Below are 25,360 nucleotides of genomic sequence, written 5' to 3'. Positions count from 1 at the left end.
CTGGCTCGACGGCTCGACGGCGCGACGGCGCGACGGCGCGACGGCTCGGGAGTCAGCCCGCGTGGCTGTGCAGAACCGGCGCGCCGCTCAGCCGGTCACGGTGTCACCGTGGCGATGGGCGACGCGCCACTGGCCGTCCTCGAGTCGGTACACCTGTGTCGCTCGCAGGGTGTATGTCCGCGGCTGCCCGTCGACGGAGGCCGACGTGTGCTCGAAGCCTGCGGTGTAGGCCATGTCGCCCGTCACGTCGTGTGCGACGAGCTCGAACGCGTACGACGTGCACTCGGAGAACGACCTGCCGAGCGAGGCGAACAGCTCGTCGAGCTCTTGCTGCCCCCGTGCATTCCCCCAGGCACCGAGCACGCTCACCGGCTCTCGGCGCGACCACAGCGCCCGTCTGGGCGTGGGGTCGCCGTGGTGCAGGGCCACCTCGGCGTCGTACAGCTCGGTCTTCACCCACGTCAGAAAGTCGTCGTCGTCGCTCATCCATCCATGATGCGCCGGCCGCGCGCCAAGGCGCCGCGCCTTGTCCGCCTCAAGGACCTGCTGGGCCGACGCGCGTACGGGCGGGTTGTGGCGCTCGGGGCGCCCAGCGCCCCGGCATCAGGCAGACTGGCGCGCGTGGCCTCAGTGATCCCCGCCGCCGGCACGCTGCCCTGGCGGCGTCGCGACGGACGTCTCGAGGTCGCCCTCGTGCATCGCCCGAAGTACGACGACTGGTCCTGGGCCAAGGGCAAGCTCGACCCCGGCGAGCATCCCTGCGTCGCGGCGGCCCGCGAGACCCTCGAGGAGACCGGACTCGTCGTGCGCCTCGGCGTCCCGCTGCCCTCGGCCGAGTACCCCGTCCTCGACCCGACCGGCGGCCCGGCCACGAAGCAGGTGCACTACTGGTCGGCCCGCGTCACCGGCGGCACCGGCGCGCTCGAGCACGAGATCGACGAGGTCGCCTGGGTCGACGTGCGCACGGCACACGACCGGCTCGACTACGCCCGCGACCGTGAGCAGCTGCTCGCCCTCGTGCGCGCCGAGCGTGCCGACGAGCTGCGCACGTGGCCGCTCGTGTTCGTCCGGCACGCCAAGGCGACACCGCGGGGCAAATGGCAGGGTGACGACCGGCGACGGCCGCTCGACGCCGTGGGGCGCGCCCAGGCGGACACCGTCGCCGCCGTGCTCGGGGCCTACGGCGTCACCCGTGTCGTCTCGTCGTCGTCCGCGCGCTGCGTCTCGACCGTCGAGCCGTATGCCGCCGGGCGGGGACTGCGCCTGCGCACCCGTGACGTGCTGTCCGAGGAGGGCTTCGCGGAGAGCCAGGTCGGGGCCGTCGGCCAGGTGCAGCGTCTGCTCGAGCGCGGTGACCCGGCCGCGCTCTGCAGCCACGGGCCCGTGCTGCCGACCCTCCTGGGCCTGCTCCACACCCGAGTCGCGCACTCCCTGGAGCGCGTCGGCGTCGCGGAGCTGCTGCACGCCGCGGCGGAGGAGGCCATGCACAAGGGCGAGGTGCTCGTCTGCCACCTGGTCGGGCGAGGAGAGGACGCGCGCGTCGTCGACGTCGAGCGCATCGACACCTGACGCGCCGGCCGGAGCTTCGAGGACCCCTCTCGGCCACTTTCGGGCCTGCCGAATCCTTCATCGTCGGGCGGCCGGGGCCGCCCCGCATCTCGAGCCGGCACCCCACCCCAAGACGTCGCCCCGCGTTCACCCTGCGTTAACCGCACGTGGACGACTCGTCATCCGGCCCACCTATGTTCGCGGTGGATCAACGTCCAGCAACGTCGCTCGGATCTGACCGAACGACCACCAGGTACACCCCATCGAGAGGGATCACACTCGTGTCTGTTTCGCGTATCAGCGCTCTCGGCGCCATCGCCCTGTCCGGCGCTCTTGCGCTCTCGGCCTGCGCGTCCGAGAACAACGGCGCCACCCCCGGTGCCGGCTCGACCGCTGCTGGCTCGACCGCCGCCGGCGACTGCTTCAGCGGCGACCTCAAGGCCGAGGGCTCCTCGGCCCAGAAGAACGCCATCGACGAGGCCATCAAGGCGTACCAGACGGCCTGCGCCGACGCCAACATCGACTACCAGCCCACCGGCTCCGGTGCCGGCATCAAGCAGTTCATCGCCAAGCAGGTCGACTTCGCCGGGTCCGACTCGGCGCTCAAGACCGAGCCCAAGGACGGCAAGATCGAGGCCGACGACGCCAAGGCGTCCTGCGGCACCGAGGCCTGGAACCTGCCCATGGTCACCGGCCCCATCGCGATCGCCTACAACGTCAAGGGCGTCGACAAGCTCGTGCTCAACGCCGAGGTGGCCGCGAAGATCTTCGACGGCAAGATCACGACCTGGAACGACCCGGCCATCGCCGCGCTCAACAAGGGCGTCACGCTTCCCGCGACGCCGATCAAGGTCTTCTTCCGCTCCGACGAGTCGGGCACGACCGAGAACTTCACGAAGTACCTCAAGGCCGCCGCTCCCGACGCCTGGTCCTACGAGACCGGCAAGAAGTGGACCGGCAAGGGCGAGGGCAAGGAGAAGTCGGCCGGCGTCGCCACCGCGACGAAGGGCCAGGACGGCGGCATCACCTACGTCGAGCTCTCCTACGCCCAGCAGAACCAGCTCCCCATGGCCCAGATCGACACGGGTTCCGGTCCCGTCGAGCTGACCGCCGAGTCGGCCGGCAAGACGATCGCCACGGCCAAGCAGACGGGCATGGGCAACAACCTCGCACTCAAGATCGACTACGCCACGAAGGAGGCCGGGGCCTACCCGATCGTCCTCGTGACCTACGAGATCGTCTGCTCGAAGTACGCCGACGCCGAGACGGGCAAGAAGGTCAAGAGCTTCCTCAAGACCTTCGCCTCGGACGAGGTCCAGAAGGGCCTCGAGGCCAAGGGCTACGCCCCGCTGCCGACCGAGGTCGCGACCAAGGTCCAGGCCGCGGTCGACGCGATCTCCTGAACCGCCTGACCCGGCCGGAGCGATCCGGCAGGGTCGTCCACGCAGGGGTGGGCGCCACACTCGGCGCCCGCCCCTGTGCCAGTGCCCCGCAACCGAAGGAAGAGGCCTCCACGTGTCGACAGTGACGGGTGTGTCCGCCGCGGACCAGACTCCCGGGCCCGACGGGCGCCGACCCCTGCAGGCGGACCAGGCCTCCACCGGTCGCGTCGGCGACCGGCTCTTCGGCGGAGCCGCCACCGTCTCCGGCGTCCTCGTCATCGTCCTCGTGTCCCTCATCGCGATCTTCCTCATCGTCCAGGCCGTGCCTGCGCTGATGGACAACTCGGCGAACTTCTTCACGAGCCGCGTCTGGGCGCCGGGTGGTGAGCAGCCCGCGTTCGGCATCCTCGAGTTCCTCTGGACGACGGTGACCGCGTCGACGATCGCCATGGCGCTGTCGGTCCCCGTCGGCGTCGCGGTCGCGCTCTTCCTCACGCAGTACGCCCCGTCGTGGATGCGGAGGCCCGCAGCGGGCCTCGTCGACCTGCTCGCCGCCGTGCCCTCGATCGTCTACGGCCTCTGGGGCCTCATCGCCTTCGCGCCCGTGTTCAAGCCGGTGCAGTCGTTCATCCAGGACAAGCTCGGCTGGTTCCCGCTCTTCGCGCCGACCGGCATCAGCGGCGGGACCATCTGCTTCATCGGCGTCGTCCTCGCCATCATGGTCCTGCCCATCGTCACGGCGCTCTCGCGCGAGGTCTTCGACCAGACGCCGACGGCCCACAAGGAGGGCGCTCTCGCGCTGGGCGCGACCCAGTGGGAGATGATCCGCACAGCCGTGCTGCCCTTCGGCCGACCCGGCGTCATCTCCGCGTCGATGCTGGCCCTGGGCCGAGCCCTCGGCGAGACGATCGCCGTCACGTTCCTCGTGTCGGCCCTCGCCGACGGCAACCCGTGGTCGTGGTCGCTCTTCAACGGCGGCGAGACCTTCGCGTCGAAGATCGCGAACAACGCCTCTGAGTTCAGCAACCCGAACAAGACCGGTGCCTACATCGCCGCCGGGCTCGTCCTCTTCGTGCTGACCTTCGTCGTCAACAGCATCGCCCGCGTGGTCATCGAGCGCAGGAAGGCCTTCACCGAATGAGCACCGCCACCGACCGCCGCGTCCCCGACGACCAGGTCGTCCCCGGGGAGACGTCGACGCCACCCGGCGGCCGTTCGGGCCGGGAGGCCCTGTCCGAGATGAGCAACCCCCACCGGGCTCGCGCCGTCAAGGACGTCGTCGCCAAGGTCGTCATGTGGGCCGCCTTCTTCCTCGCCATGGTCCCGCTCGTGTGGATCCTCGGCACGGTCGTCGCCAAGGGCTTCCACATGCTCACGACGGCGACGTGGTGGACCGGCAACCAGCGCAACATCAACTCCGACGACTTCGGTGGCGGAGCGCGGCACGCGATCGAGGGCACCCTCCAGATGGTCGGCTTCACCGCCCTCATCGCCGTGCCCATCGGCATCCTCACCGCCGTCTACCTCGTCGAGTACGGCCGCGGGCGCCTCGCCAAGGCGATCAGCTTCACGGTCGACATCCTCTCGGGCGTCCCGTCCATCGTCGCGGCGCTGTTCATCTACGCCGTGTGGGTGACCGCCTTCGGCTTCAGCCGCTCGGGGTTCGCCGCCGCGCTCGCGCTCGTGCTGCTCATGATCCCGGTCATCGTGCGGTCCACCGAGGAGATGCTCAAGCTCGTGCCCAACGAGCTGCGGGAGGCGGCGTACGCCCTCGGCGTGCCCAAGTGGGCCACGGTCGTCAAGATCGTGCTGCGCACGGCGTTCTCCGGCATCGTCACCGGAGTGCTCCTCGGCATCGCCCGCGTCATGGGCGAGACGGCGCCACTGCTGATCCTCGCCCCGTACACGAAGAACTTCCAGCGCGACCTGTTCAACGGCAACTTCCCGACGCTGCCGATGATGATCAACCAGGACCGTGGCGACTTCGCGCTCGCGACTGCAGCCGAGCGGATGTGGGGCGCGGCCCTCACGCTCATCCTGCTCGTCCTGCTCCTCAACGTCATCGGCCGTGTCATTGCGCACTTCGGCGCCGTCAAGAAGTAAGAGAAAGCGATATCTGAACGATGGCTAAGCGAATCGACGTCACCGATCTCAACGTCTACTACGGCTCCTTCAAGGCCGTCGAGGGCGTCTCGATGACGGTCGAGCCCCGTTCCGTCACGGCCTTCATCGGGCCGTCCGGCTGCGGCAAGTCGACCTTCCTGCGCACCCTCAACCGGATGCACGAGGTGATCCCCGGCGGTCGCGTCGAGGGCAAGGTCATGCTCGACGACCAGGACCTCTACGCCAGCTCGATGGACCCCGTGACCGTGCGGCGCACGGTCGGCATGGTCTTCCAGCGGCCGAACCCCTTCCCGACGATGTCGATCTACGACAACGTCGCGGCGGGCCTGCGGCTCAACGGTGTCAAGAACAAGAAGACCCTCGACGGCATCGTCGAGCAGTCGCTCAAGGGAGCGAACCTCTGGACCGAGGTCAAGGACCGCCTGAGCAAGCCGGGTGCCGGCCTCTCCGGTGGCCAGCAGCAGCGCCTGTGCATCGCCCGGGCGATCGCCGTGCAGCCGCAGGTGCTCCTCATGGACGAGCCGTGCTCGGCCCTCGACCCGATCTCGACGCTCGCCATCGAGGACCTCGTCAACGAGCTGAAGAACGACTACACGATCGTCATCGTCACGCACAACATGCAGCAGGCGGCGCGCGTGTCCGACCGCACGGCCTTCTTCAACCTCAAGGCCACCGGGGAGCCGGGTCGGCTCGTCGAGATCGACGACACGACGCGGATCTTCAACAACCCGACCGAGCAGGCCACCGAGGACTACATCTCCGGCCGCTTCGGCTGAGCCGCGGGACCACCGGCCCGTTTGGCGGACCGCTCCACGCACGACAGTGCCCACCTGACCGTCGAGGTCAGGTGGGCACTGTCGTATGCCGTGGGCGCGGTCGTGTGCCGTGGGCGCGGTCGCGCGCGGCGGTCAGCGGAAGATCGAGCTGGCGTACCAGGCGAGGACGGCGACGAGACCGGCGCCCGGGAAGGTGAGCACCCACGCGCCGACGATGTTGCCGGCCACGCTCCACCGCACGGCCGAGAGCCGCTTGGTCGCTCCGACGCCCATGATCGCCGAGGTGATCGTGTGCGTCGTCGAGATCGGGGCACCGAGTGCGAGACCCGCGACGTAGAGGATCGAGGCCGCCGTCGTCTCGGCCGCGAACCCCTGGGGCGGCGTGAGGTCGATGATGCGCCGCCCCAGCGTGCGCATGATGCGCCAGCCACCGGCATACGTGCCCGCGGAGATCACGAGGGCCGACAGCACGAGGACCCAGATCGGGACGGTGGTGCTGTTGTGGTAGCCGGAGATGTTGAGGGCGAGCAGCACGACACCGGCGGTCTTGGCGGCGTCCTGGAGGCCGTGGCCGAAGGCCATCGCGGCAGCGGACGCGGTCTGCGCCAGGCGGAAGCCGCGCGTGACCCGGCCCGGGTTGGCGTTGCGGAAGATCCAGAAGATGGCCGTCATGAAGAGGTAGCCGACGACGAGCCCGATGAGTGGTGAGGCGATCATCGGGATGATGACCTTCTCCCAGATGACGGCCCACTTCACGGCGACGCCGGCCACGAGCGCGGCGCCGGCGAGACCGCCGATGAGGGCGTGCGACGAGGACGAGGGTAGGCCGAACCACCAGGTCAGCAGGTTCCAGCCGATGGCGCCGATGAGGGCTGCGGCGACGAGCCAGAGCCCGTCGACGCCCTCGGGCTGCTCGATGATGCCCGAGCCGATGGTTGCCGCCACCTTGGAGCCGAAGAAGGCCCCGAAGAGGTTGGCGATGGCGGCCATGGCAAGCGCCACGCGAGGCGTCAGGGCCCGGGTCGAGACCGAGGTCGCGATCGCGTTGGCGGCGTCGTGGAAGCCGTTGGTGTAATTGAAGCCCATGGCCAGTGCGATGACCGCAGCGACCCCGAGGACGGGGATGGTGGTGTCCATCAGCGGGTCAGGACTCCTTGACCGCGATGCCCTCGACCACGTGGGCGACCTTCTCGAACGCGTCGGCGGCGTTCTCGAAGCCGTCGACGATGGCCTTGACCTTGATCACGTTGACCGGGTCGGGCGAGTTGTTGAAGAGGGCGGCCACCATCTTGCGGTGGAGGGAGTCGGCCTGGTTCTCGAGACGGTTGATCTCGATCCAGTAGCTCTTGAGGTCCTTCATCGAGCGCAGGCGCGGCATCGCCTCGGCGGTCACCTCGGCCATGCGGGCCAGGATCTCGAACTGCTCGGCAAGACCCTCGGGGATCTCACCCATGCGGTAGAGCACGATGAGGTCGGCGGTCTCCTCGATGTAGTCCATGCAGTCGTCGAGCGACGCGGCGAGGTTGTGGATGTCCTCGCGGTCGAAGGGCGTGATGAACGAGCTGTTGACCTTGTTGATGAGCTCGTGCGTCGCGTCGTCGGCTGCGTGCTCGAGGTCCTTGAGTCGGTCAGCCACCGCCTGCCGCTTGGCGGGCTCCACCTCGAGGAAGCGGGTCAGCTCCCGGGTCGCCTCGACGAGGAGTTGGGCGGAAGAGGTGAAGAGGGAGAAAAAGCTCGTGTCCTGGGGTGTGAGGCGAAAACCCACGGGGGCGCTCCGGTCGATCGAGGTCTGGTCCGGGGAAGATGCTACGGCGTAGAAGTCACTCCGGCGCAACCCGGCGTCGATCCGGTGTTCATCCGGACCTGCCTGGCTGCGGCCGGGGCGACGAGCCGGGAGCATGCCGCAGCATCCGGTCGTGCGTGCGGACGGGAACGGGTCACTCCCCCGGCGGCGTCGGCGGGACGTCCGACGGGGTGCCGGAGACGTCACCCGGGATGCCGAGGAGCTCGTCGACCTCGTCGGGAGTGAAGTGACGCGGGCTGGAGGATGCAGCCACCACGAGGTCGCTCACGAGCTCGATCTCGTCGGCGAGTGCGACATCGAGCAGGTCACCGGACCGCTCCTCCTCGGGCGTCATGGGTCCAATCTAGGCGTCTGCCTGGTGGTCGGTGGGGCGAAGGCCCAAACGAGATGGGGGCGTGACCCCTTGCGGTGGACCGACGCCGAGCGTGCTCGGGCGAGGAGGTTGCGTCGGGTCGGGAGCGCCTCTCGGCACAGGGCCGCTCGTAGCGGCTGAATTTGGGACCCGGGGCTACCGCGACCCGACGCGCGTCAAGGATAAAGCCGCCCGAACGGATCACCAAAGAGGTGCGGGCGCAAGACCCGTCGGTCGCCGGCTCAGTCGAGCGCGTCGGCGCGCCACAGGCGAGCGCAGACGGTGAGGTCCTCGGCCATGACGAGGACGTTGGCCGCCTGCTCGGCGGACTCGTCGCCCGACGAGATGTCGGCGCGACCGGCGGAGACGACGCGGCAGAACGCCGAGGCCCGCTCGAGTGCGACGGCGAGGTCGCCCTCGAAGACGCCGCGCAGCACCTCGTCGATGACGCGACCCATCTCCTGGGGTCCGGGGGGCTCGGCGGCACCGGCCACGGCGTGGTTGGGGCCGGTGAAACGGATGCCGGCGGCGTACTCCCGGCTCGCCTCGTCGGGCGCCCGCTGCACCCATTCACGGAGCACGTAGAGGCGCCACAGCGCGCCCGGGAGGGAGCGGGCCGGGCGCTGGGACCACAGCTCGGCGAGCGTCGACAGGCCGATGTCGTCGACGAGTGCGACGAGCTTCTGCGTCACGGCGGGGTCGGACGCCGCGCGTCCGGCGTGGACGAGCGCGAGGGCCGTCTCGTGGGCGACGTGGATCTGCTCGGTGGGGTCGTAGGCAGGACCGTGCGCCTCGAGGGCCGCCTCGCTGAAGAAGGCGGGCCGCCTGGGGGCGCGGTGGTCGCTCTCACTCATCCCAGCAGGCTAACCCCCGGCACCCACGGCGCCGGTCTGGCACGCTGCGCTCGTGAGCTCCCTCATGCCGCGCCTCGACCGCGTCACCCGCACGTTCTGGCGCACGACGGGTCGGCCCGTCGAGCTAGCGGGCGCGCAGGCCTGGCTGGACGCGCCGGTCCACGACGGTGCCGTCGTCGGCGACGCGTGGCTGGCGAGCGCCGCGGCACGGTGGGGCGGCGAGGTGCGCGAGGACGTCGACGGCGCCGGCCTGCTCCCCGACCTGGGCGTGCTCGACGGGCCGGGCTTCCGCGCCGCAGCCCTGCATCCCGACGTCCGCGACTTCTACGAGCACACGTCGCGCTGGCGGATGGAGGTGTGGACGCAGTGGACCGCGGCCTTCCAGCCCGGCGGCGAGCTCGTGTCGCGCTTCTTCGGTCGACGCGTCCAGCAGCTGGCGCTGCCCATGCGCCCCCTCGACGTCGCCCACGGGATGGACAGCCGGGTCGCCGTCATCTCCGACGACAGCGGTCGGCAGCGGGCCGCCGGCTGGATCCGCTCGTTGCGCTCGACCGGCGAGTACGTCTACAGCGGGTGCTACGCGAGCCGGGTGCTGCCGGGCGCCGACCGCCCGAGCGTCCACGTGACCTTCCCGCTCGAGGCCGGCAACGTGCAGGTGTTCCTGCGCCCCACGGCCCTCCCGGACGGGTCGCTGCAGCTCGACTCGCCCCCGGGGCCGTTCGGCAGCGACGGCGCGTACGTCGTGGTCACCGACGACCGCCGCGCCCACGCCTCGCGGGCGCCCGTCCACGAGCGCTTCCGCGTCTACGTCGACGGCGAGGGCGTTCTCCGCACCGACCACGAGCTGAGGATGTGGTCGGCCACCGCGGTTCGCCTGCACTACAAGCTGACCCGCGTCAGCTGACACCGTCAGCCGGGAGCATGCCGTCCGCCCCGCTGACGAGGACGACGTGGAGGGTGCGCGGGCCATGGACGCCCTCGACGCGGCTCAGCTCGATGTCGCTCGTCGCCGAGGGCCCGCTGATCCACGTCGTCGGGCGTGACGGGTCGAGTCGCCTGAAGGCGGCCGGGACGTCGTCGACGACCTGGTCGGCGCGGACGACACAGACGTGGAGGTCGGGCACCAGCGTCAGCACCCGCCGCCCCTCCCCCGGCCCGTGCGAGAGGACGATCGTCCCCGTCGTCGCGATCGCGACGGTCGCCGTGGTGACCACGGCCGTCGTCGCGTCGAGGTCCGCCGCGCTGAGGGCCGCGTCCGGGACCGCGCCGGGGACGGCATACGGCATCCCGTCGGGGACGACGACGGTGGCGCCCTCGGGAAGGGCTGCCTCGATGGCGGCGTCGACACCGTCCGGGCCGCACCGCACGACGGTGGCGCGATAGTCGGCCACCCGCTCGGCGAAGAGGTCGACGTCACCGTCGCGCTCGGGCCGGTCGAGCGCCGGGACGTCGACGGGACGCCGCGCCGACGCGATGGCGTCGCGGACCGCACCGAGGATCTCGTCGCGGGCGCTCACCGCGTGCCGCCGTCGGTGCGCTTCCACCAGGCGCGGAACGACTCCGCGGGCGGCGCGGGCAGGTCGCGCGCGTCGGTCCATGCGGCGCCGGGGCCGGGCAGGCGACCGAGGAGCCGTCGGCCACCGGCGCGCCTGTCACGACGAGCGATCCGCGAGATCGCGTCGTGGGCTCGACCGGCCAGCCCCGAGGCACGCTCGGCTGCGGCCAGACGCTCCCCGGACCCGAAGGTCGCGGCGGCCGCGCGCATGGCAAGGGCTTCGGGCTTGGGCACCCCCGACCGGTGGGCGTCGACGACCTGGGCGCGCAGGTCGACGAGGACGCTGGGGATGTCGATCCGCACGGGGCAGGCCTCGAAGCACGCACCGCAGAGCGACGAGGCATACGGCAGGGAGTCGGTCTGGTCGTCGTGGCCGACGCCCTTGAGGAGCGGGTTGAGGATGGCGCCGATGGGGCCGGGGTAGACGGAGCCGTAGGCATGGCCGCCGGTGCGCTCGTAGACAGGGCACACGTTGAGGCACGCGGAGCACCGGATGCAGCGCAGCGCCTGGCGGCCGACCTCGTCGGCGAGCGCGCGCGTGCGGCCGTTGTCGAGGAGGACGACGTGGACCTCCTGCGGCCCGTCGCCGGGCGTCACCCCGGACCACGTCGAGGTGTAGGGGTTCATCCGCTCCCCCGTCGACGAGCGCGGCAGCAGGGTGAGGAAGACGTCGAGGTCGGTCCACGTGGGGACGACCTTCTCGATGCCGACGACCGACACGAGCACCTCGGGGAGGGTCAGGCACATGCGGCCGTTGCCCTCGGACTCGACGACGACGAGGGTGCCCGAGTCGGCGACGGCGAAGTTGGCGCCGCTGACGCCGACCTTCGCGCGGAGGAACTTCTCGCGCAGGTGCAGGCGGGCCGCCTCGGCCAGGCGGGCCGGGTCGTCGGTGAGGTCGGCCGGGGCGGCCCGGCCGACGCGGCCCATCTCGCGCTCGAAGACGGCGCGGATCTCTGCTCGGTTGCGGTGGATGGCGGGCACGAGGATGTGGCTCGGGAGGTCGTCGCCCAGCTGGACGATGAGCTCGGCGAGGTCGGTCTCCCACGCCGAGATCCCTTGTGCCGCAAGGTACTCGTTGAGCTCGACCTCCTGCGTCGCCATCGACTTGACCTTGACCACCTCGTCGACCCCGTGGGCCCGGGCGACCTGCGCCACGACCTCGGACGCCTCCTCGGCGGTGCGTGCCCAGTGCACGATGGCGCCTCGTGCGGTGAGTGACTCCTCGAGCCGGACGAGGTGCTCGTCGAGGTGGAGCAGGACGTCGTCCTTGATCGCGGCGGCCCGGAGGCGCAGCGCCTCCCAGTCGTCGACCTCGGCGACGACGGCCGCGCGCTTGGCCCGGATCGTCGTCGTCGCGTGGGCGAGGTTGGCCCGCAGCTGCGTGTCGGCGAGGGCGGCGCGAGCGGCGGTGGGGAACGGCGGCATACCGACGAAGGTGCGGCTCATCGGGCGCCCCCGTGCGTCACGCCCTCCGTCGAGGCGAGCACCTCGGCGAGGTGCATGACGCGGACCCCGGCTCGTTGCCGCGTCAGCAGGCCACCGATGTGCATGAGGCACGAGCTGTCGCCGGCGACGAGGACCTCGGCTCCCGACTCACGCACGTGCCGAGCCTTGTCGGCGCCCATGGCGACGGAGGTGTCGGCGTTCTTGAGCGCGAAGGTGCCTCCGAAGCCGCAGCACTCCTCGGCCCGCGGGAGGTCGAGGAGCCGGAGGCCGCGCACCGCGCGCAGCAACCGCTCGGGGCGGTCACCGACGCCGAGCATCCGCAGCGAGTGGCACGTCGGGTGGTACGTGACGGAGTGCGGGAAGGAGGCGCCGACGTCGTCCACCCCGAGGTCGTCGACGAGGAACTCGGACAGCTCACGCACCCGCGGCGAGATCTCGGCGACGGCGGCCACGAGGCCCTCGTCGCCCGAACGGCGCGCGACGATCGAGTGCTGGTGGCGGGCAGAACCGGCGCAGGACCCGGACGGCGTGACGATCGCGTCGTAGCCCTCGAACGCCCGCACGAAGGTGCGCACGACCGGGACGGCCTCGTCGAGGTAGCCCGTGTTGACCATCGGCTGGCCGCAACAGGTCTGGGCCGCGGGGAACTCGACGTCGACGCCCAGACGGCGCAGCAGCGTCACGACGGCCTTGCCGGCGTCAGGGAACATCGCGTCGTTGAGGCAGGTCACCATCAACGCCACACGCATACCCACACCCTCGCACAGCGCAGGTGGACGATGAGGTGAGTCGTCCGCGCCACCTGGGCGCGGACCCGGACGGTGGAGGTCGTCATGAGCGTCAAGGTGGAGCTGTCGGAGCTGGGCGAGGCAATGGGGCACCACGACTACGCGTTCCTCGTGTGTCTCGGCGAGGAGCGGCCGCACGTGCTCGGGGTGCGGCCACGTCTCGACGGCGACCGTCTGCTCGTCGACCGCATCGGCTCGACGGCCACGCGCCTCGTCGGCGAGCACCGCGGCGTCACGTTCGTCTTCCCGCCGCGGGAGGCCGGCGACCGGTCGCTCCTCGTCGACGGCACGGTCGCCGAGATCGGGGACGGAGAGCTCGTCGTGACGCCCGAGGGAGCCGTGCTCCACCGCCCCGCCTGAGGGTCTGCCCCGCCCGGTCCGGCCGGGCTGATCTGTTCAGCCCTTGTGCAATGTTGAGACTTTGTCTAAGGTTCCTCACGTCGGTCAAGCAAGCGCCGCCACCCACATCCCTGGATGGAGCAGACATGACCGACCCTTCGCGCGGTCCCCGCAAGGACGCCCGCACCCGTGACCTCATCACCACCGTCCGCACCTCGCACTCCGAGACCGAGAAGGCGCAGGCCCTCGAGACGGTGACCCGGCTGCACATGCCACTGGCCCGGTCCCTCGCCCACCGCTACGCCGGGAAGGGCCTCGACCGGGATGACCTCGAACAGGTCGCATTCCTCGCTCTGCTCAAGGCGATCCAGCGTTTCGACCTCTCCCAGGCGACCGAGTTCGGCGCCTACGCGACGCCCACCATCACCGGTGAGCTGCGCCGCCACTTCCGCGACCACGGCTGGCTCGTCCGGCCCCCGCGCGGCCTGCAGGAGCGGCGCCAGCTGGTCACCGACGCCCGCACGCGCCTCGAGCAGACGCTCGGCCACGAGCCCACCCAGGACGACCTCGCCACGACTCTCGAGCTGACCCTCGAGCAGGTCAAGGAGGCGCAGGTCGCCTCGACAAACCTTCGGCCGGCCTCGCTCGACGCCACCACGACCGAGGGCGGCCGTCCGGTTCTCGACCTCGTCGACGCCCGCGCGGATCACCACTCGGACCCGAGCCTCGACGACGGGATCGTCGTTCGGACAGCGCTCAAGCGGCTGCCCCCGCGCGACCAGGAGATCGTCGAGCTGCGCTTCGCCCACGACATGACGCAGGCCGAGATCGCCCAGACCATGGGCCTCAGCGCCATGCAGGTGAGCCGGCTGCTGCGTCGGGTCCTCGCCGAGCTGCGCGGCCACCTCGAGTCCGCGGAGCTCATGAGCGCCTGACGGGCGGACCTCCCGGTCCCGGAGTACGCAGCACGCAGCCCGCACCGCAGACGACGGCGGTGCGGGCTGCGCCGTCGTCCGGCGCCGCTGGGCGTCAGTGCTGGTAGGTGCCGTGGATGACGGCTCGGGCGAGCGTCTTGAAGGCGAGGTTGAACGAGACGACGGCCGGTGACGCCGAGTCGTCGACGCCGAGCGCGGGCTCCGAGACGGCGTGGACGACGAAGAAGTAGCGGTGCGGCATGTCTCCCTCGGGCGGGGCTGCGCCCATGAAGGCCGCCTCACCACCGTCGTTGCGCACGTGGAATGCCTTGCCCGGCAAGGCTGCCGACGCCGCACCCGTGTCGAGTGACGTGACGTCGGCGGGCACGTCGACCAGCACCCAGTGCCAGAAGCCCGACGGGGTGGGGGCATCGGGGTCGAAGCACGTCACGACGTAGCTCTGCGTCCCTTCCGGCGCACCGCTCCACGACAGCTGCGGTGACGTGTTGCCCTCGGCGGCCACCTGCTCGTCCTCGAGTGGCTGCCCGTCGGCGACGTCGGTGCTCGTCACCGTGAAGGAGGGCACCTGCGGCAGCAGGTCGTACGGGTTCGGGGCGACCGGTCGGTCCAGGCTCATGCGGTCCTCCTGCTCAGTCGTTGACGTCTGCACCATACCCACCGAGTCCGTATGCCGTCCCGTTCGGAGCGCGCACCCGTGACCGCCGCGGGCTGGCGCCATCTCACCCCGCGCGGGTGACGCCCGCGCCATAGGTCGTGCGCGGACAATCGGCCATGAGACGCATTCCTGCCCTGGTCAGCGCGTTGGCCACCCTCGTCGTGATCGCGGTTCTCGCCGCGTGCTCCGGCAGCGGGTCGGTGACCCTGCCGACGACGCTGCCGAGCATCAGCCGCTCGGCGCTGCCCTCCGCGAGCGAGCCGGCGGCCAGCGCGCCGGCAGAAGCGCCGACCTCCAGCGCGCCGGCCGTCACGCTCCCGGAGCTGCCGACCCGGACCGTCCCGGCCGAGACCCAGACCGTGACCCAGACGCAGACTCAGACCCAGACCCAGACCCAGACCCAGACCCAGACCCAGACGCAGACGGAGACGAGGACCCAGACGGCCACGGTGACCCGGACCGAGACGGCCACGGTGACCGAGACACCATCGGAGAGCGAGTCCCCCACGCCGACCCCGACCGAGGCCGCGCCGGCGGCGCCCACCTCGGAGCAGGGGACGACCTGGTGGCCGTGGCTGCTGCTGCTCCTCCTGCTCGGCGCCCTCGCCTGGTTCCTGATCCGGCGGCGCCAGGCACAGGCGGAGCTCCAGGCCTGGGACGACCGACTGGCTGCCGCGGAGAAGGAGGCGTCCTGGGTCGAGGACTCGCTCACCACCCAGGTCCTCGAGCGGCGGAGTGCCGCCGAGGCGCTGCCGATCTGGACGGCCGCCCAGCCCCGACTGCTGGAGATCGACGAAGCCTTCCACACCCTCGCCACGGAGGCGCCGGACGGAGCCCGCGCCGAACGAGCCACCGACATCCGGGGGCTCCTGCGGGGCCTCGTGGAGGCCGTCGGCGCCGACCTCGCGACCGCCCCCACCGCCGACCCCGACCAGTTCCGGGCCCGTCGCGCCAACATCGACTCCGCCAGACGCGAGCTGCGGGCAACCCTCGGCCCCGTCGAGAGTCCGGCCGCCGCAGCGGGACCGGACCGGCCCGACACCGGCGCCTGACGCGCTCCGACGGCGCTGGCGCCACGGAGTCGCGGAGCCCGCCCGGCGTGGAGGTCCCACGTCCGACGCGATCCCTCGTTACGCTGAAGGTCACGAATCGTGACAAAGCAGACAGGGGTCCGATGCGCGAGCAACGAGAAGCGCACAGCACCGACGCGGTGCGACGCGGGCCCACGCACCGGATGACGGGGCCGACGACTCCGCCGTCCGCGGGCGAGGCGGCGCCGCAGGCCGCGTCCGGCTTCCCGGTCTTCGCCGTGCGCGAGTGGGCCTCGCGGTACTACGAGCAGGAGCGGCTCGAGCGGGACGCGGCCTGGGGGCGCCTCGCCTGGCCCTTCGCGGTCGCGCTCGGGCTCGCGGCCGGGGCCGCCGTCGTGGCGTGGCGCTGGCCGGTCGGCGAGTCCGACCTCGGGCTGGGTCTGGCGGTCGTTCTGGCCGCCGCCGCCGTCGGCGTGACGATCGGCGGCCTGCTCCGGGTGAGGGCGATCCGCGCGCGACGCGCCGTGGCCGCGGCCCGACCGGCCACCGTCGAGAGCCTCCCCGAGAGCGCCCGCGCGGTGGTGCTCGACTCCCCGCGCCTGCGCTTCCGTCGGCCTGCAGACGGTCCCGGCTTCGCGGCCCTGCGTGACGACGTCGCCGCCGCCGCGCCCGTCGGGGAGTTCGCGGCCTCCGTGCTCGTGTGGTCCCTCGTGATGCGCGACCACGTCGACGGGACCCTCGAGGACTGGGTGCGCGGCCGCCACACCTGACTCCCGCGCCCGACCACCCGGGCCGGACGATCGCGCCTCGGCGGGTCGCGGGTTCGGCTGGGGTCGGGCGGTCGGGCATACTGACGGCGGGTTCGGAACGGTGCGGACGCGCCGAGTCGGACCACGGGCCTCTAGCTCAGTCGGTAGAGCATCGGACTTTTAATCCGCCGGTCGTCGGTTCGAGCCCGACGGGGCCCACGAGCGTGACGCCACGGCATACGACAGGCGTGCGCCCCCTGTGTGCCGTCCGCTCCGACAGGAAGTCACGACCGTGAACGACGCGTTCGTCTACGACGCCGTACGCACCCCGTTCGGCCGCTTCGGTGGCGCCCTCGCGGCGACCCGCCCCGACGACCTCGGGGCGCTCGTCGTACGCGCGGTCGTCGACCGGTCCCCCGGCCTCACCGCCGACGCCGGTCTCGTCGACGAGGTCGTCTTCGGCAACGCGAACGGCGCCGGCGAGGAGAACCGCAACGTCGCGCGCATGGCGACCCTGCTCGCCGGCCTGCCGACGAGCATCCCGGGCACGACGGTCAACCGCCTCTGCGGCTCGAGCCTCGACGCGGCGATCATCGCATCGCGGCAGATCGAGACGGGTGACGCCGACGTCGTGCTCGTCGGCGGCGTCGAGTCCATGACGCGAGCACCGTGGGTCATGCCGAAGACCGAGAAGCCCTATCCCGTGGGCAATCTCGAGCTCTCGTCGACGACCCTCGGCTGGCGCCTCGTCAACCCGAGGATGCCGTCGGAGTGGACGGTGTCGCTCGGTGAGGCCACCGAGCAGCTGCGCGAGCGGCACGGCGTGACCCGTGAGCGCCAGGACGCGTTCGCCGCGCGGTCGCACCGACTCGCGGACGCAGCGTGGACCGAGGGCTTCTACGACGACCTCGTCGTGCCGGTCCCCGGTGTCGAGCTCGCCCGCGACGAGTCGATCCGCGCCGACACGACGGCCGAGCGCCTCGCCGGGCTGCGCACCTCGTTCCGCACCGAGGGTGGCACCGTCACCGCCGGCAACGCCTCGCCGCTCAACGACGGCGCCTCCGCGGTGCTGCTCGGGAGTGCCGGCGCCCAGGAGCGCCTCGGGCTCGCCCCGATCGCACGCATCGCCGGTCGCGGCGCGAGCGCCCTCGACCCGCAGTACTTCGGCTTCGCGCCCGTCGAGGCCGCCGAGCGAGCCCTCTCCCGTGCCGGCATCACGTGGGCCGACGTGTCGGCCGTCGAGCTCAACGAGGCCTTCGCCGCGCAGTCGCTCGCCTGCGTCGACGCCTGGGACATCGACCCCGACATCGTCAACCGGCACGGCGGGGCCATCGCCATCGGCCACCCGCTGGGAGCCTCGGGCGGCCGCATCCTCGGCACACTGGCGCGCGACCTGCAGCGCTCCGGGGGTCGCTGGGGCGTCGCGTGCATCTGCATCGGCGTCGGTCAGGGACTCGCCGTCGTCCTCGAGAACGTCAGCGCCTGAGCTCTCGCAGCCCCGGCCGGACGTCGAGCGCGACCCGGCCACGCGGCAGACGCCCGGGGCGCGCGACCTGCGGACGCGCGGCGAGTGCGGCCTCTCCCCAGAAGTGCGCCCTCACCTCGGTGGTGCGGGTTGCAGCGCGCACCCCTGCGGGGAACGTGCACGCGTGCGCGACCCGCGGACGTCCGCCCCACGCGCCGGCGCGGCTCACGGCAAGGACGCGCCCCCGCACATGACGATGGTCTGACCCGTCACCATCGCGCCGGTCGGCTCGAGCAGGAAGCGGGTCAGGGCCGCGACCTCCGACGGCTCGACGAGCCGGCCAAGGGGCGGCACGACGGGTGGCACCGACGCCCGGTTGGGGTCGCCGAGCATCGCCGTCCGCGTCGGCCCCGGCGCGACGACGTTGACGGTGATCCGTCGCGGGGCGAGCTCCGACGCCCAGGCCCGCGCCATGGCCGCGAGGGCGGCCTTCGTCGCGGCGTACTGGCTCTTGCCGGGGACCCCTGTCATGGTGCGGCTGCCGACGAGGACGACCCGGCCCCCGTCGCCGAGGACGCCGATGAGCCCGCCCACGACGAGCTCGGCGCCGCGCACGTGCACGGCCCACATGCGCTCTCCCTGCTCGGGCCGCAGGTCGCCGACGCCGGCGGAGTACTGCAGACCGGCGGCGTGGACGATGGCGTCCACGCCGCCGATCGCGGTCCCACGCACCGCGCGCACGGCCTCGTCGGCCGAGATCACGTCGGCCAGGTCGCACGGCACCCACGTGGCGGCGTCCGACAGCGCACCGCGCGAGCGGCTGAGCCCGAGGACGTGCCACCCGGCACCGACGAGGTCGTGGGCGATGGCGAGACCGATGCCCGAGCTGGCCCCCGTGACGACCGCGGTGCGTGTCGCGCACCCGTCGGGTGGGGTGGCGGCCAGCTCGGGCCGCGTCGGCGCTGTCACCGGGATGGGCCCCGGCGGAGGCGGTCGACGACGTCGGCGGGCAGGTGCAGGTGCTTGATGGCACGCCGGTGGTAGGTGTAGGCCACGTGCAGGTCACCGTCCGGGCCCGGCAGCACCGAGGGATAGGACAGCTCGCGGTTGAGCCCGTCACGTGAGTTGTTGGACATGCAGTAGCCGTCGCCGGTCTCGAGGTCCACCTGCACGGGCCAGCTGCGCCCGTCGTCGGGGCTGAGGCCCAGCGTCATGGGCGCCCTCGGTGCCCCCCAGAACGCCGTCCGTCGACCTGCGGCCTCGGCCGCCTCGGGCGCCGGCTCCGCGACGACCGGACCGTCGAGGCCGTCGACGACACCCTCGTCGTCGATCTCGTCATAGAGGGACACCCGGCGTTCGGTGGCGTCGAGCGCCGAGCTCCGGTTGAAGACGAGCGCGACCTCGCCGCCACCGACGGCGACGGCCTGGATCGAGGAGTTGTTGTTGGGCAGCGCGGTCGGAGTCGGCTCGGCCCACGTCAGACCGGCGTCGGTCGACGTCGTCTCCCACACGTGGTCGGCCCAGCGGCTCCGGAAGCAGGCCCAGAGCGAACCATCTTGTCGCTGAACGATGTTCATGTGCACGCAGCCGAGCGAGCCGGGCACCGGAGCCTCGGACCAGCTCGCGCCACCGTCGTCGCTCCACCACACACTCGACGTGTCCTCGTTGCCGACCCATTTCTCGCCGGGCACGGTGACACAGTTGAAGACGGGCAGCAGGACGCGGCCGCCGGCGATCACGACGGGCGGCTGGCGCACGAAGACCCCACCGGCCGCGGTCGCCGGGAGCAGCACCGTCGGCTCCTCCCACGTGTCCCCGCCGTCGCGCGACACGCGGCGGCGCACCTCGGAGGTGTCCTGGTTGCCGGCCAGCTGCGCGGTGTAGAGCAGCCAGACGTCGCCGTCGGGCGCCGTGAACAGGACCGGGTTCTGCTCCGACCGCGTCGGGTCGTCGCTCAGCGGCACCGGGGGGAGCCAGGTGTCCGCGCCGGACGGCATACGGCTGAGGTAAGCGGTGATGTCGCTGACGCCCTCCTGGGTGCCGCCGAACCACACGCACGCGAGGTCGCCGTTCGGCAGCCACGCGAGGTTGGCGGCGTGGCACTGCACCGTCGGGGTGGGGAGGTATGCCGTGTGGCCGCCTCCGTCGCGCGGGCGCAGCACGCCGTCGGTCGGGAGCACCTCGGCGGACGCACTGGAGACGCTCACGACTCTCCCCGCGCCGCCTTGAGGTGGGCCGTCGCGGCCTGCTCGAGGTGGATGAGGTCGGACGAGACGGTGGCGAGGGTGAAGCCCTGGCCGAGGCGCTTGGCGGCGACCTCACCGCTCGGCGTGTGGAAGCCGGCGGCGATGCCGGCAGCCTTGGCAGCGCTTAGGATCCGGTCGACAGCGGCCTCGAAGGCCTCGTCGACGGCGGGGTCGGTCGACGTCGCCCCACCCACGGCGATGCGCAGGTCGGAGGGCCCGATGTAGAGCCCGTCGATCCCCGGTGTCGCCGCGATGGCCTCGACGTTCTCGAGGCCCTGGGGCGTCTCGATCATGGCGAGCACGACGGTCGCCGCGTTGGAGTCTGCGGGGTTCGGGCCGATCCGCAGCTGCGACCGCATCGGGCCGTAGGAGCGGATGCCCAGCGGCGGGTACTTCGCGAACGACACCGCGCGGGCCGCGTCCTCGGCCGTGTTGACGAGGGGCACGATGATGCCGGCTGCGCCTGAGTCGAGGGCCTGCCCGATGAGGAAGGGGTCGTTGGCGCCGACCCGGACCATGCCGACGGACTCGCCGCCCGCGTCGATGGCCGTCATGCCGGCAAGGATGCCCTTGTAGTCGAGCAAACCGTGCTGGGCGTCGAAGCAGACGTAGTCGTAGCCGAGACGGGCGAGCCGCTCCGTCGACGCCGGGGAGTCGATGATGACCCAGTAGCCGAGGATCGTCTCGCGGGCCCGGACCCGCCGGGCGTAGTCGAGCACCCGCTCGCGGCTGCGCCCCATCGCCGTGTCTCCGCCGCTCATCGGTTGTACCCCGGCATGGACCCGGCGATCGCCAGGCCTGCCTCGTCGCACGCTGCGATGACGTCGTCGGGGAGCGGACCGGCTTGTACAGCAGTGATGTTGGCCTCCAACTGGTGTGGTTTGGATCCCCCGAGCAGCACCGACGTCACGACCGGCTTGCTCAGCAGCCAGCGCAGCGACAGCTCGGGGAGGGTGATGCCGGCCTCCGACGCGATGGCGCCGAGGGCCTCGATGACCGCGAACGTCTCGGCGTTCCAGTAGCGGTCCTTGTACATCGCCGCGAGTGTCGACGAGCCGAAGCGCCCCTCGCCCGGCGACTCGGTGAAGGAGTGGCGACCGGTGAGCAGGCCGCCGCCGAGCGGGTTGTAGACGATGGTCGCCAGGCCCTTGCTCGTCGCGAACTCGGAGTACTCCGCCTCGATCCGACGGGCGACGAGGTTGTAGAGCTGCTGGGCCAGGATCGGTCGTGGCGTGCCGAGGGCGTCGCACGCCGCGAAGACGTCGCCGATCTGCCAGGCCGAGAAGTTCGAGACACCGATCGCGCGGACCGTGCCCTCCTTGACGAACTCGCCCAGGGCAGCGACGGTCTCGTCGATCGGCACTGAGCGGTCGGGCTGGTGGAGGTAGTAGACGTCGACGTGGTCGGTGCGCAGCCGGCGCAGGCTGGCCTCGAGCGAGGCCCGCAGGCCTGCGGCCGAGAGGAGCGGGGCGTCACCCGCGTCGCCGGGGTAGATGCCGGCCTTGGTCGCGATCGTCGCGGCGTCACGCCGGCCGACGAGGATCTCGGCGAGCATCTCCTCACTGCGCCCGGCGGCATACCCGTTGGCGGTGTCGATCGAGGTGATGCCGGCGTCTAGCGCGGTGTCGACCATGGTGCGGGCCGTGTCGACGTCGACGGTGTCGCCGAACGTCATGGTCCCGAGGACGAGTCGCGAGAGCGGTCGGTCGAGACCCGGCAGGTCGGTGGTCGGGAGGGCTGCGGTCGTCATGAGGCCTTCTCGGTCTCGGCCGTGCGGGAGGCGGCGATGTGGCGGATGAGGTGACGCGGCTTGATGCCGGTCATGAGCCCCGGCTCGAGCGCGGAGCGGCGCAGGCGCTGGGTGTACTCCTCCTGCGGCCGCGAGAGGAGGTCGTCGGTGCGCCCGCTCTCGACGATCCGGCCGGCGCGCATGACGACCGCGTCCTGCGAGATGGCACGGACGACGCCGAGGTTGTGCGAGATGAAGAGGTAGGTCAGGCCCGTCTCGGCCTGGATGTCGGCGAGCAGCTCGAGGACCTGTGCCTGGACGGAGACGTCGAGCGCACTCGTCGCCTCGTCGCAGACGAGCAGCTCCGGACCGGACGCGAGCGCCCGGGCGATGCCGATGCGCTGGCGCTGCCCGCCGGAGAACTCGGGGGGCTTGCGTTCGAGGGCCGTGCGCGGCAGTCCGACCCGCTCGATGAGCGCGGCCGCCTTGTCGCGCTGGGCCTTGCGCGACTTCTCCCCGCGCACCCGGATCGGCTCGGCGACGATCTCCTGCGCCGTCAGGTGGGGGTCGAGCGAGCCGTACGGGTCCTGGAAGACCATCTGCACCCGGTGGCGGATCGGGCGCAGCTGCTTCTCGGAGAGCCGGGCGAGGTCGGTGCCGTCGAGGTCGATGACACCGGAGGTCGGCGTCAGCAGCCGGACGAGCGCCTTGGCGATCGTCGACTTGCCGCAGCCGGACTCCCCCACGATGGCGAGGGTGCCGCCGCGCGGGACGCTGAAGGACACGTCGTCGACGGCGCGGAAGACGTCCTTGCCGGTGCCGTACTCGACGACGAGGTTGCTGACGGTGAGCAGGTCCTCAGCCATGGCTGGCCTCCTTGACGAGCGGCTCGCGGGCGCCCGGGTCCTCCCAGGGGCCGAGCTCGGGGATCGCTCCGAGCAGCTTCTGGGTGTAGGGGTGCTGGGGGTGGTCGACGACGTCGGTGACCGGGCCGCCCTCGACGAAGGCGCCCGCCTTCATGACGTGCACGCGGTCGCTCATGAGCCTCGCCACGCCGAGGTCGTGGGTGATGAGCAGCAGCGCGATGCCCGTCTGCTCCTGCAGCTCGAGGAGCAGGTCGAGGATGCCCGCCTGCACCGTGACGTCGAGCGCGCTCGTCGGCTCGTCGGCGACGATGAGGTCGGCGTCGGTCGAGACCGCCATCGCGATGAGGACGCGCTGGAGCATGCCGCCCGAGAGCTGGTGCGGGTAGGCGTCGAACTGCTTGGCGGGGTCGCGGATGTGCACCTGCTCCATGAGCGACAGGGCCCGCGCCTTCGCCTCCGCCCGGCCGAGGTCGGGATACTTGATCCGGACGGCTTCGGTCATCTGCCGGCCGATGGTGCGGATCGGGTTGAGGGCCGTCATGGGGTCTTGCGGGATGAGCGCCACGGCCCGGCCGCGGAGCTTGTCGATGACCTTCCGACTGCCCGTGACGTCCTGGCCGCCGATGCGGGCCTCGCCCGAGATGACCGCGAGGTCGTCGGGCAGCAGGCGCAGGATCGCCATCGCCGTCGTCGACTTGCCCGAGCCGGACTCGCCGATGATCGTCACCGTCTCGCCCTGGTCGATGTGGAAGCTGACGCCGTCGACGGCACGCACGACGCTCGTCCCGGTCAGCAGCTCGACCTGCAGGTCCGTGACCTCGAGGACTCTCATGTCTGGTCTCCCTTCGCGCGGCGCACCCGGTCGCGCAGGCCGTCTCCGACGAGGTTGACGCCGACGACGAGCAGCGCGATGGCCACGCCGGGCACGGTGACGAGCCAGGGCTTGCCGGTGACGAAGAGCTCGCGTCCGTCGGAGATGATGCCGCCCCACGTGGGGTACGGCCGCTGGACGCCCGCTCCGAGGAACGACAGGGCGCTCTCGAGCAGCACGGCCTGGGCGAGCAGCAGGAGCACGACGACGAGCACCTGCTGGAGGATGTTGGGGACGACGTGCCGGCTGAGGATCGAGAGCTTCGGCAGTCCGAGCACCCGCGCGGCCGCGACGTACGGCTTCTCCCGCTCGACGAGCACGAGGGCGCGGGTGATGCGCGCCGGCTCGGGCCACTGGGCGAAGGCGATGACGAGCGTGATGACGGGGATCGACGGGCCGAAGAGCGCGACGACGAGGAGCAGCATGAGCAGCAGCGGCAATGCCATCTGCGCCTCGAGCAGTCGCGAGATGATCGTGTCGACCCAGCCGCCGAAGTAGCCGGCCGCGGCGCCGGCGACGATGCCGAAGAGCCCCGAGACGAAGATCGCGAGGAAGCCGATGACGAGGGAGGTCTGGCCACCGTGGAGGATGCGCGAGAGGAGGTCGCGTCCGTTGGGGTCGGTGCCGAGCAGGTGGCCCGCGCTGAACGGTGGCAGCGACGACTCGCTCAGCCGACCGACGATCGGGTCGGGCAGCGGGAGGACGTTGGCCAGGACCACGGGGATGACGACGACACCGGCGCAGATCGCCCCGACCCAGATCTTCACGGTGCTGTAGCGGGCCCGGCGGGCCGCCGCCGACCGGCGCAGCAGCACCTTCGTCACGGCCGACTCGCGGCCGAGGATGGAGCCGGGGACCTCGGCGAGGTTCGGCACCTGCGGGTGGCCGGGCAGGTTCGTCGAGGTGGTCATGAGCTGGCCTCTCCGAGTCGGACCCGCGGGTCCATGAGCGGGTAGAGCAGGTCCACGAGCAGCTGCACGGCGAGCGCCAGCAGCACGGTGACGAGGACGGTCGCCTGGATCAGCGGGAAGTCGCGCTGCTTGAGCGCGTTGACGACGAGCTCGCCGACGCCCGGCCAGTTGAAGACGACCTCCACGATGACGACGCCGTTGAGCATCGCCGCGAAGCGGGTGCCCAGCGCGGTCACGACCGGCAAGGCGGCGTTGGCGAAGGCGTAGCGCCAGGTCAGCGCACGCTCGGACACGCCGCGGGACCGGGCGACGGTCAGGTAGGGCGACGCGAGGTTGACGACCATCTCCCGGCGCACGAGCCGGGAGATGAGCGCGATCTGGAGGATCGCGATCGTGAGGGTCGGCAGGATGATCGAGGCGGCCGAGTCGAACCCCGACGGTGCGAACCAGTGGAGGTTCACGGCGAAGAGGATGAGCAGTACGAAGCCGATCCAGAAGTCCGGCATCGACTGACCGGCGATGGTGCCGATGTTGGCCCCCAGCTCGGGAGCCGTGTTGTTGCGGCGCGCCATCCACACCCCCAACGGGATCGCGACGACCGACGTGACGACGATCGCCGCGACCGCGAGGGTGATCGTGTAGGGCAGGCGTTCCAGGACGACGTCGAGCGCGGGGCGCTTGAAGAAGAACGACGTGCCGACGTCGCCCTGGAACAGGTGTTGCAGGAACGTCCAGAACTGCACGGGGATCGGCTGGTCGAGCCCGAACTGCTGGCGGATCGCCTCGAGCTGTTCCGAGCTGGGGTTCGGCGGCGCATAGTTGGCCGCGGGGTCGCCCGGGGCCATGCGGAGCAGGACGAACACGGTCGCCACGGCCAGGAAGGCCGTCAGGACCGTCTGGCCGACTCGTTTGAGGACGTACGTGAGCATGG

At 71.6% G+C, this 25,360-nt stretch carries 28 protein-coding genes and 1 tRNA gene; 12 read left to right on the top strand and 17 right to left on the bottom strand.

The features are described from left to right. Nucleotides 1–87 precede the first annotated feature (87 nt). Nucleotides 88–486, bottom strand: a complete 399-nt coding sequence (locus AC1DW8_RS21255; RefSeq protein WP_056771672.1) for a nuclear transport factor 2 family protein — start codon at nt 484–486, stop codon at nt 88–90. A 135-nt stretch (nt 487–621) separates the two neighbouring features. Here AC1DW8_RS21255 and AC1DW8_RS21250 point away from each other — a divergent pair, with 135 nt between their 5' ends. From AC1DW8_RS21250 to pstB, 5 genes are all read left to right on the top strand, one after another. Further along, the gene (locus AC1DW8_RS21250) at nt 622–1,569 is read left to right on the top strand and encodes an NUDIX hydrolase (RefSeq protein ID WP_056772684.1); all 948 of its coding nucleotides are present in this window, start codon (nt 622–624) and stop codon (nt 1,567–1,569) included. A 260-nt stretch (nt 1,570–1,829) separates the two neighbouring features. Next, nucleotides 1,830–2,951, top strand: coding sequence for a phosphate ABC transporter substrate-binding protein PstS (gene pstS / locus AC1DW8_RS21245; RefSeq protein WP_056771675.1), 1,122 nt, complete (start codon nt 1,830–1,832; stop codon nt 2,949–2,951). 130 nt (nt 2,952–3,081) lie between these two features. Beyond that, complete coding sequence (gene pstC, locus AC1DW8_RS21240; RefSeq protein WP_478095787.1) at nt 3,082–4,071, top strand: phosphate ABC transporter permease subunit PstC; 990 nt, start codon at nt 3,082–3,084, stop codon at nt 4,069–4,071. Further along, a complete protein-coding gene (gene pstA, locus AC1DW8_RS21235; protein WP_056771680.1) occupies nt 4,068–5,033 on the top strand; it encodes a phosphate ABC transporter permease PstA in 966 nt (321 codons plus the stop codon). The genes pstC and pstA overlap by 4 nt, the downstream gene beginning before the upstream one ends. 20 nt (nt 5,034–5,053) lie before the next feature. Further along, nucleotides 5,054–5,830, top strand: coding sequence for a phosphate ABC transporter ATP-binding protein PstB (gene pstB, locus AC1DW8_RS21230; protein ID WP_056771683.1), 777 nt, complete (start codon nt 5,054–5,056; stop codon nt 5,828–5,830). Nucleotides 5,831–5,962: 132 nt separating this feature from the next. On the opposite strand, the gene AC1DW8_RS21225 is transcribed toward pstB, so the two are convergent. The 4 genes from AC1DW8_RS21225 to AC1DW8_RS21210 all read right to left on the bottom strand — a co-directional run bounded on the left by AC1DW8_RS21225 (nt 5,963) and on the right by AC1DW8_RS21210 (nt 8,840). Next, on the bottom strand, nt 5,963–6,967 hold the full coding sequence (locus AC1DW8_RS21225) for an inorganic phosphate transporter (protein ID WP_056771687.1): 1,005 nt from the start codon (nt 6,965–6,967) through the stop codon (nt 5,963–5,965). A gap of 7 nt (nt 6,968–6,974) precedes the next feature. After that, the gene (locus AC1DW8_RS21220; protein WP_056771690.1) at nt 6,975–7,595 is read right to left on the bottom strand and encodes a DUF47 domain-containing protein; all 621 of its coding nucleotides are present in this window, start codon (nt 7,593–7,595) and stop codon (nt 6,975–6,977) included. 172 nt (nt 7,596–7,767) lie between these two features. Beyond that, on the bottom strand, nt 7,768–7,968 hold the full coding sequence (locus AC1DW8_RS21215; RefSeq protein ID WP_478095786.1) for a hypothetical protein: 201 nt from the start codon (nt 7,966–7,968) through the stop codon (nt 7,768–7,770). A gap of 260 nt (nt 7,969–8,228) precedes the next feature. Next, nucleotides 8,229–8,840, bottom strand: a complete 612-nt coding sequence (locus AC1DW8_RS21210) for a hypothetical protein (RefSeq protein WP_056771694.1) — start codon at nt 8,838–8,840, stop codon at nt 8,229–8,231. A 52-nt stretch (nt 8,841–8,892) separates the two neighbouring features. Here AC1DW8_RS21210 and AC1DW8_RS21205 point away from each other — a divergent pair, with 52 nt between their 5' ends. Next, nucleotides 8,893–9,744, top strand: a complete 852-nt coding sequence (locus AC1DW8_RS21205) for a hypothetical protein (RefSeq protein ID WP_235509521.1) — start codon at nt 8,893–8,895, stop codon at nt 9,742–9,744. On the opposite strand, the gene AC1DW8_RS21200 is transcribed toward AC1DW8_RS21205, so the two are convergent. From AC1DW8_RS21200 to AC1DW8_RS21190, 3 genes are read right to left on the bottom strand one after another with little or no spacing between them, the layout of a single operon-like run. After that, nucleotides 9,737–10,357, bottom strand: a complete 621-nt coding sequence (locus tag AC1DW8_RS21200; protein WP_056771699.1) for a LutC/YkgG family protein — start codon at nt 10,355–10,357, stop codon at nt 9,737–9,739. The two genes, AC1DW8_RS21205 and AC1DW8_RS21200, sit on opposite strands and share 8 nt — an antisense overlap. Next, nucleotides 10,354–11,844 (bottom strand): lactate utilization protein B, encoded by a 1,491-nt coding sequence (locus AC1DW8_RS21195; RefSeq protein ID WP_478095785.1) that lies wholly within the window; start codon nt 11,842–11,844, stop codon nt 10,354–10,356. The genes AC1DW8_RS21200 and AC1DW8_RS21195 overlap by 4 nt, the downstream gene beginning before the upstream one ends. Continuing rightward, complete coding sequence (locus AC1DW8_RS21190) at nt 11,841–12,593, bottom strand: (Fe-S)-binding protein (RefSeq protein ID WP_478095784.1); 753 nt, start codon at nt 12,591–12,593, stop codon at nt 11,841–11,843. Before AC1DW8_RS21190 ends, AC1DW8_RS21195 begins: the two co-directional genes overlap by 4 nt. A gap of 84 nt (nt 12,594–12,677) precedes the next feature. On the opposite strand from AC1DW8_RS21190, the gene AC1DW8_RS21185 reads away from it, so the two are divergent. Together AC1DW8_RS21185 and AC1DW8_RS21180 are read left to right on the top strand one after the other, a co-directional pair. Next, nucleotides 12,678–12,992 (top strand): pyridoxamine 5'-phosphate oxidase family protein, encoded by a 315-nt coding sequence (locus AC1DW8_RS21185; protein WP_156415408.1) that lies wholly within the window; start codon nt 12,678–12,680, stop codon nt 12,990–12,992. 125 nt (nt 12,993–13,117) lie between these two features. After that, the gene (locus AC1DW8_RS21180; RefSeq protein ID WP_478095783.1) at nt 13,118–13,906 is read left to right on the top strand and encodes a sigma-70 family RNA polymerase sigma factor; all 789 of its coding nucleotides are present in this window, start codon (nt 13,118–13,120) and stop codon (nt 13,904–13,906) included. A 94-nt stretch (nt 13,907–14,000) separates the two neighbouring features. Here the strand turns inward: AC1DW8_RS21180 and AC1DW8_RS21175 are convergent, their stop codons facing one another. Next, entirely contained in the window at nt 14,001–14,522 is a 522-nt protein-coding gene (locus AC1DW8_RS21175; protein WP_056822401.1) for a YbhB/YbcL family Raf kinase inhibitor-like protein, read from the bottom strand. Between the two features lie 155 nt (nt 14,523–14,677). On the opposite strand from AC1DW8_RS21175, the gene AC1DW8_RS21170 reads away from it, so the two are divergent. The 4 genes from AC1DW8_RS21170 (at nt 14,678) to AC1DW8_RS21155 (ending at nt 17,827) form a co-directional block, all read left to right on the top strand. Further along, complete coding sequence (locus AC1DW8_RS21170) at nt 14,678–15,613, top strand: LPXTG cell wall anchor domain-containing protein (RefSeq protein ID WP_478095782.1); 936 nt, start codon at nt 14,678–14,680, stop codon at nt 15,611–15,613. 122 nt (nt 15,614–15,735) lie between these two features. After that, nucleotides 15,736–16,362: a hypothetical protein gene (locus AC1DW8_RS21165; RefSeq protein ID WP_156415412.1), complete on the top strand. Its 627-nt coding sequence runs from the start codon at nt 15,736–15,738 to the stop codon at nt 16,360–16,362. Nucleotides 16,363–16,487: 125 nt separating this feature from the next. After that, nucleotides 16,488–16,560: transfer RNA gene (locus tag AC1DW8_RS21160), tRNA-Lys, on the top strand. A gap of 73 nt (nt 16,561–16,633) precedes the next feature. Further along, nucleotides 16,634–17,827 (top strand): thiolase family protein, encoded by a 1,194-nt coding sequence (locus AC1DW8_RS21155; RefSeq protein ID WP_478095781.1) that lies wholly within the window; start codon nt 16,634–16,636, stop codon nt 17,825–17,827. Between the two features lie 204 nt (nt 17,828–18,031). On the opposite strand, the gene AC1DW8_RS21150 is transcribed toward AC1DW8_RS21155, so the two are convergent. From AC1DW8_RS21150 to AC1DW8_RS21115, 8 genes are read right to left on the bottom strand one after another with little or no spacing between them, the layout of a single operon-like run. After that, nucleotides 18,032–18,775 (bottom strand): SDR family NAD(P)-dependent oxidoreductase, encoded by a 744-nt coding sequence (locus AC1DW8_RS21150; RefSeq protein ID WP_478095780.1) that lies wholly within the window; start codon nt 18,773–18,775, stop codon nt 18,032–18,034. Beyond that, entirely contained in the window at nt 18,772–20,013 is a 1,242-nt protein-coding gene (locus tag AC1DW8_RS21145; protein ID WP_478095779.1) for a sialidase family protein, read from the bottom strand. Before AC1DW8_RS21145 ends, AC1DW8_RS21150 begins: the two co-directional genes overlap by 4 nt. Next, on the bottom strand, nt 20,010–20,813 hold the full coding sequence (locus AC1DW8_RS21140) for an HpcH/HpaI aldolase family protein (protein ID WP_478095778.1): 804 nt from the start codon (nt 20,811–20,813) through the stop codon (nt 20,010–20,012). The genes AC1DW8_RS21145 and AC1DW8_RS21140 overlap by 4 nt, the downstream gene beginning before the upstream one ends. Continuing rightward, complete coding sequence (locus AC1DW8_RS21135; protein ID WP_478095777.1) at nt 20,810–21,802, bottom strand: aldo/keto reductase; 993 nt, start codon at nt 21,800–21,802, stop codon at nt 20,810–20,812. The genes AC1DW8_RS21140 and AC1DW8_RS21135 overlap by 4 nt, the downstream gene beginning before the upstream one ends. Further along, nucleotides 21,799–22,647, bottom strand: a complete 849-nt coding sequence (locus AC1DW8_RS21130; protein WP_478095776.1) for an ATP-binding cassette domain-containing protein — start codon at nt 22,645–22,647, stop codon at nt 21,799–21,801. The genes AC1DW8_RS21135 and AC1DW8_RS21130 overlap by 4 nt, the downstream gene beginning before the upstream one ends. Then, nucleotides 22,640–23,479, bottom strand: coding sequence for an ABC transporter ATP-binding protein (locus AC1DW8_RS21125; RefSeq protein ID WP_478095775.1), 840 nt, complete (start codon nt 23,477–23,479; stop codon nt 22,640–22,642). The genes AC1DW8_RS21130 and AC1DW8_RS21125 overlap by 8 nt, the downstream gene beginning before the upstream one ends. After that, complete coding sequence (locus AC1DW8_RS21120; protein ID WP_056771732.1) at nt 23,476–24,429, bottom strand: ABC transporter permease; 954 nt, start codon at nt 24,427–24,429, stop codon at nt 23,476–23,478. Before AC1DW8_RS21120 ends, AC1DW8_RS21125 begins: the two co-directional genes overlap by 4 nt. After that, nucleotides 24,426–25,358: an ABC transporter permease gene (locus AC1DW8_RS21115; protein ID WP_056771735.1), complete on the bottom strand. Its 933-nt coding sequence runs from the start codon at nt 25,356–25,358 to the stop codon at nt 24,426–24,428. Before AC1DW8_RS21115 ends, AC1DW8_RS21120 begins: the two co-directional genes overlap by 4 nt. Nucleotides 25,359–25,360: the final 2 nt, after the last annotated feature.

The sequence above is a fragment of the Terrabacter sp. P2_E3 genome (assembly GCF_056403915.1).
Note: the sequence above shows the minus strand (reverse complement) of the source record. Positions and strands in the feature narration are given on the sequence as shown.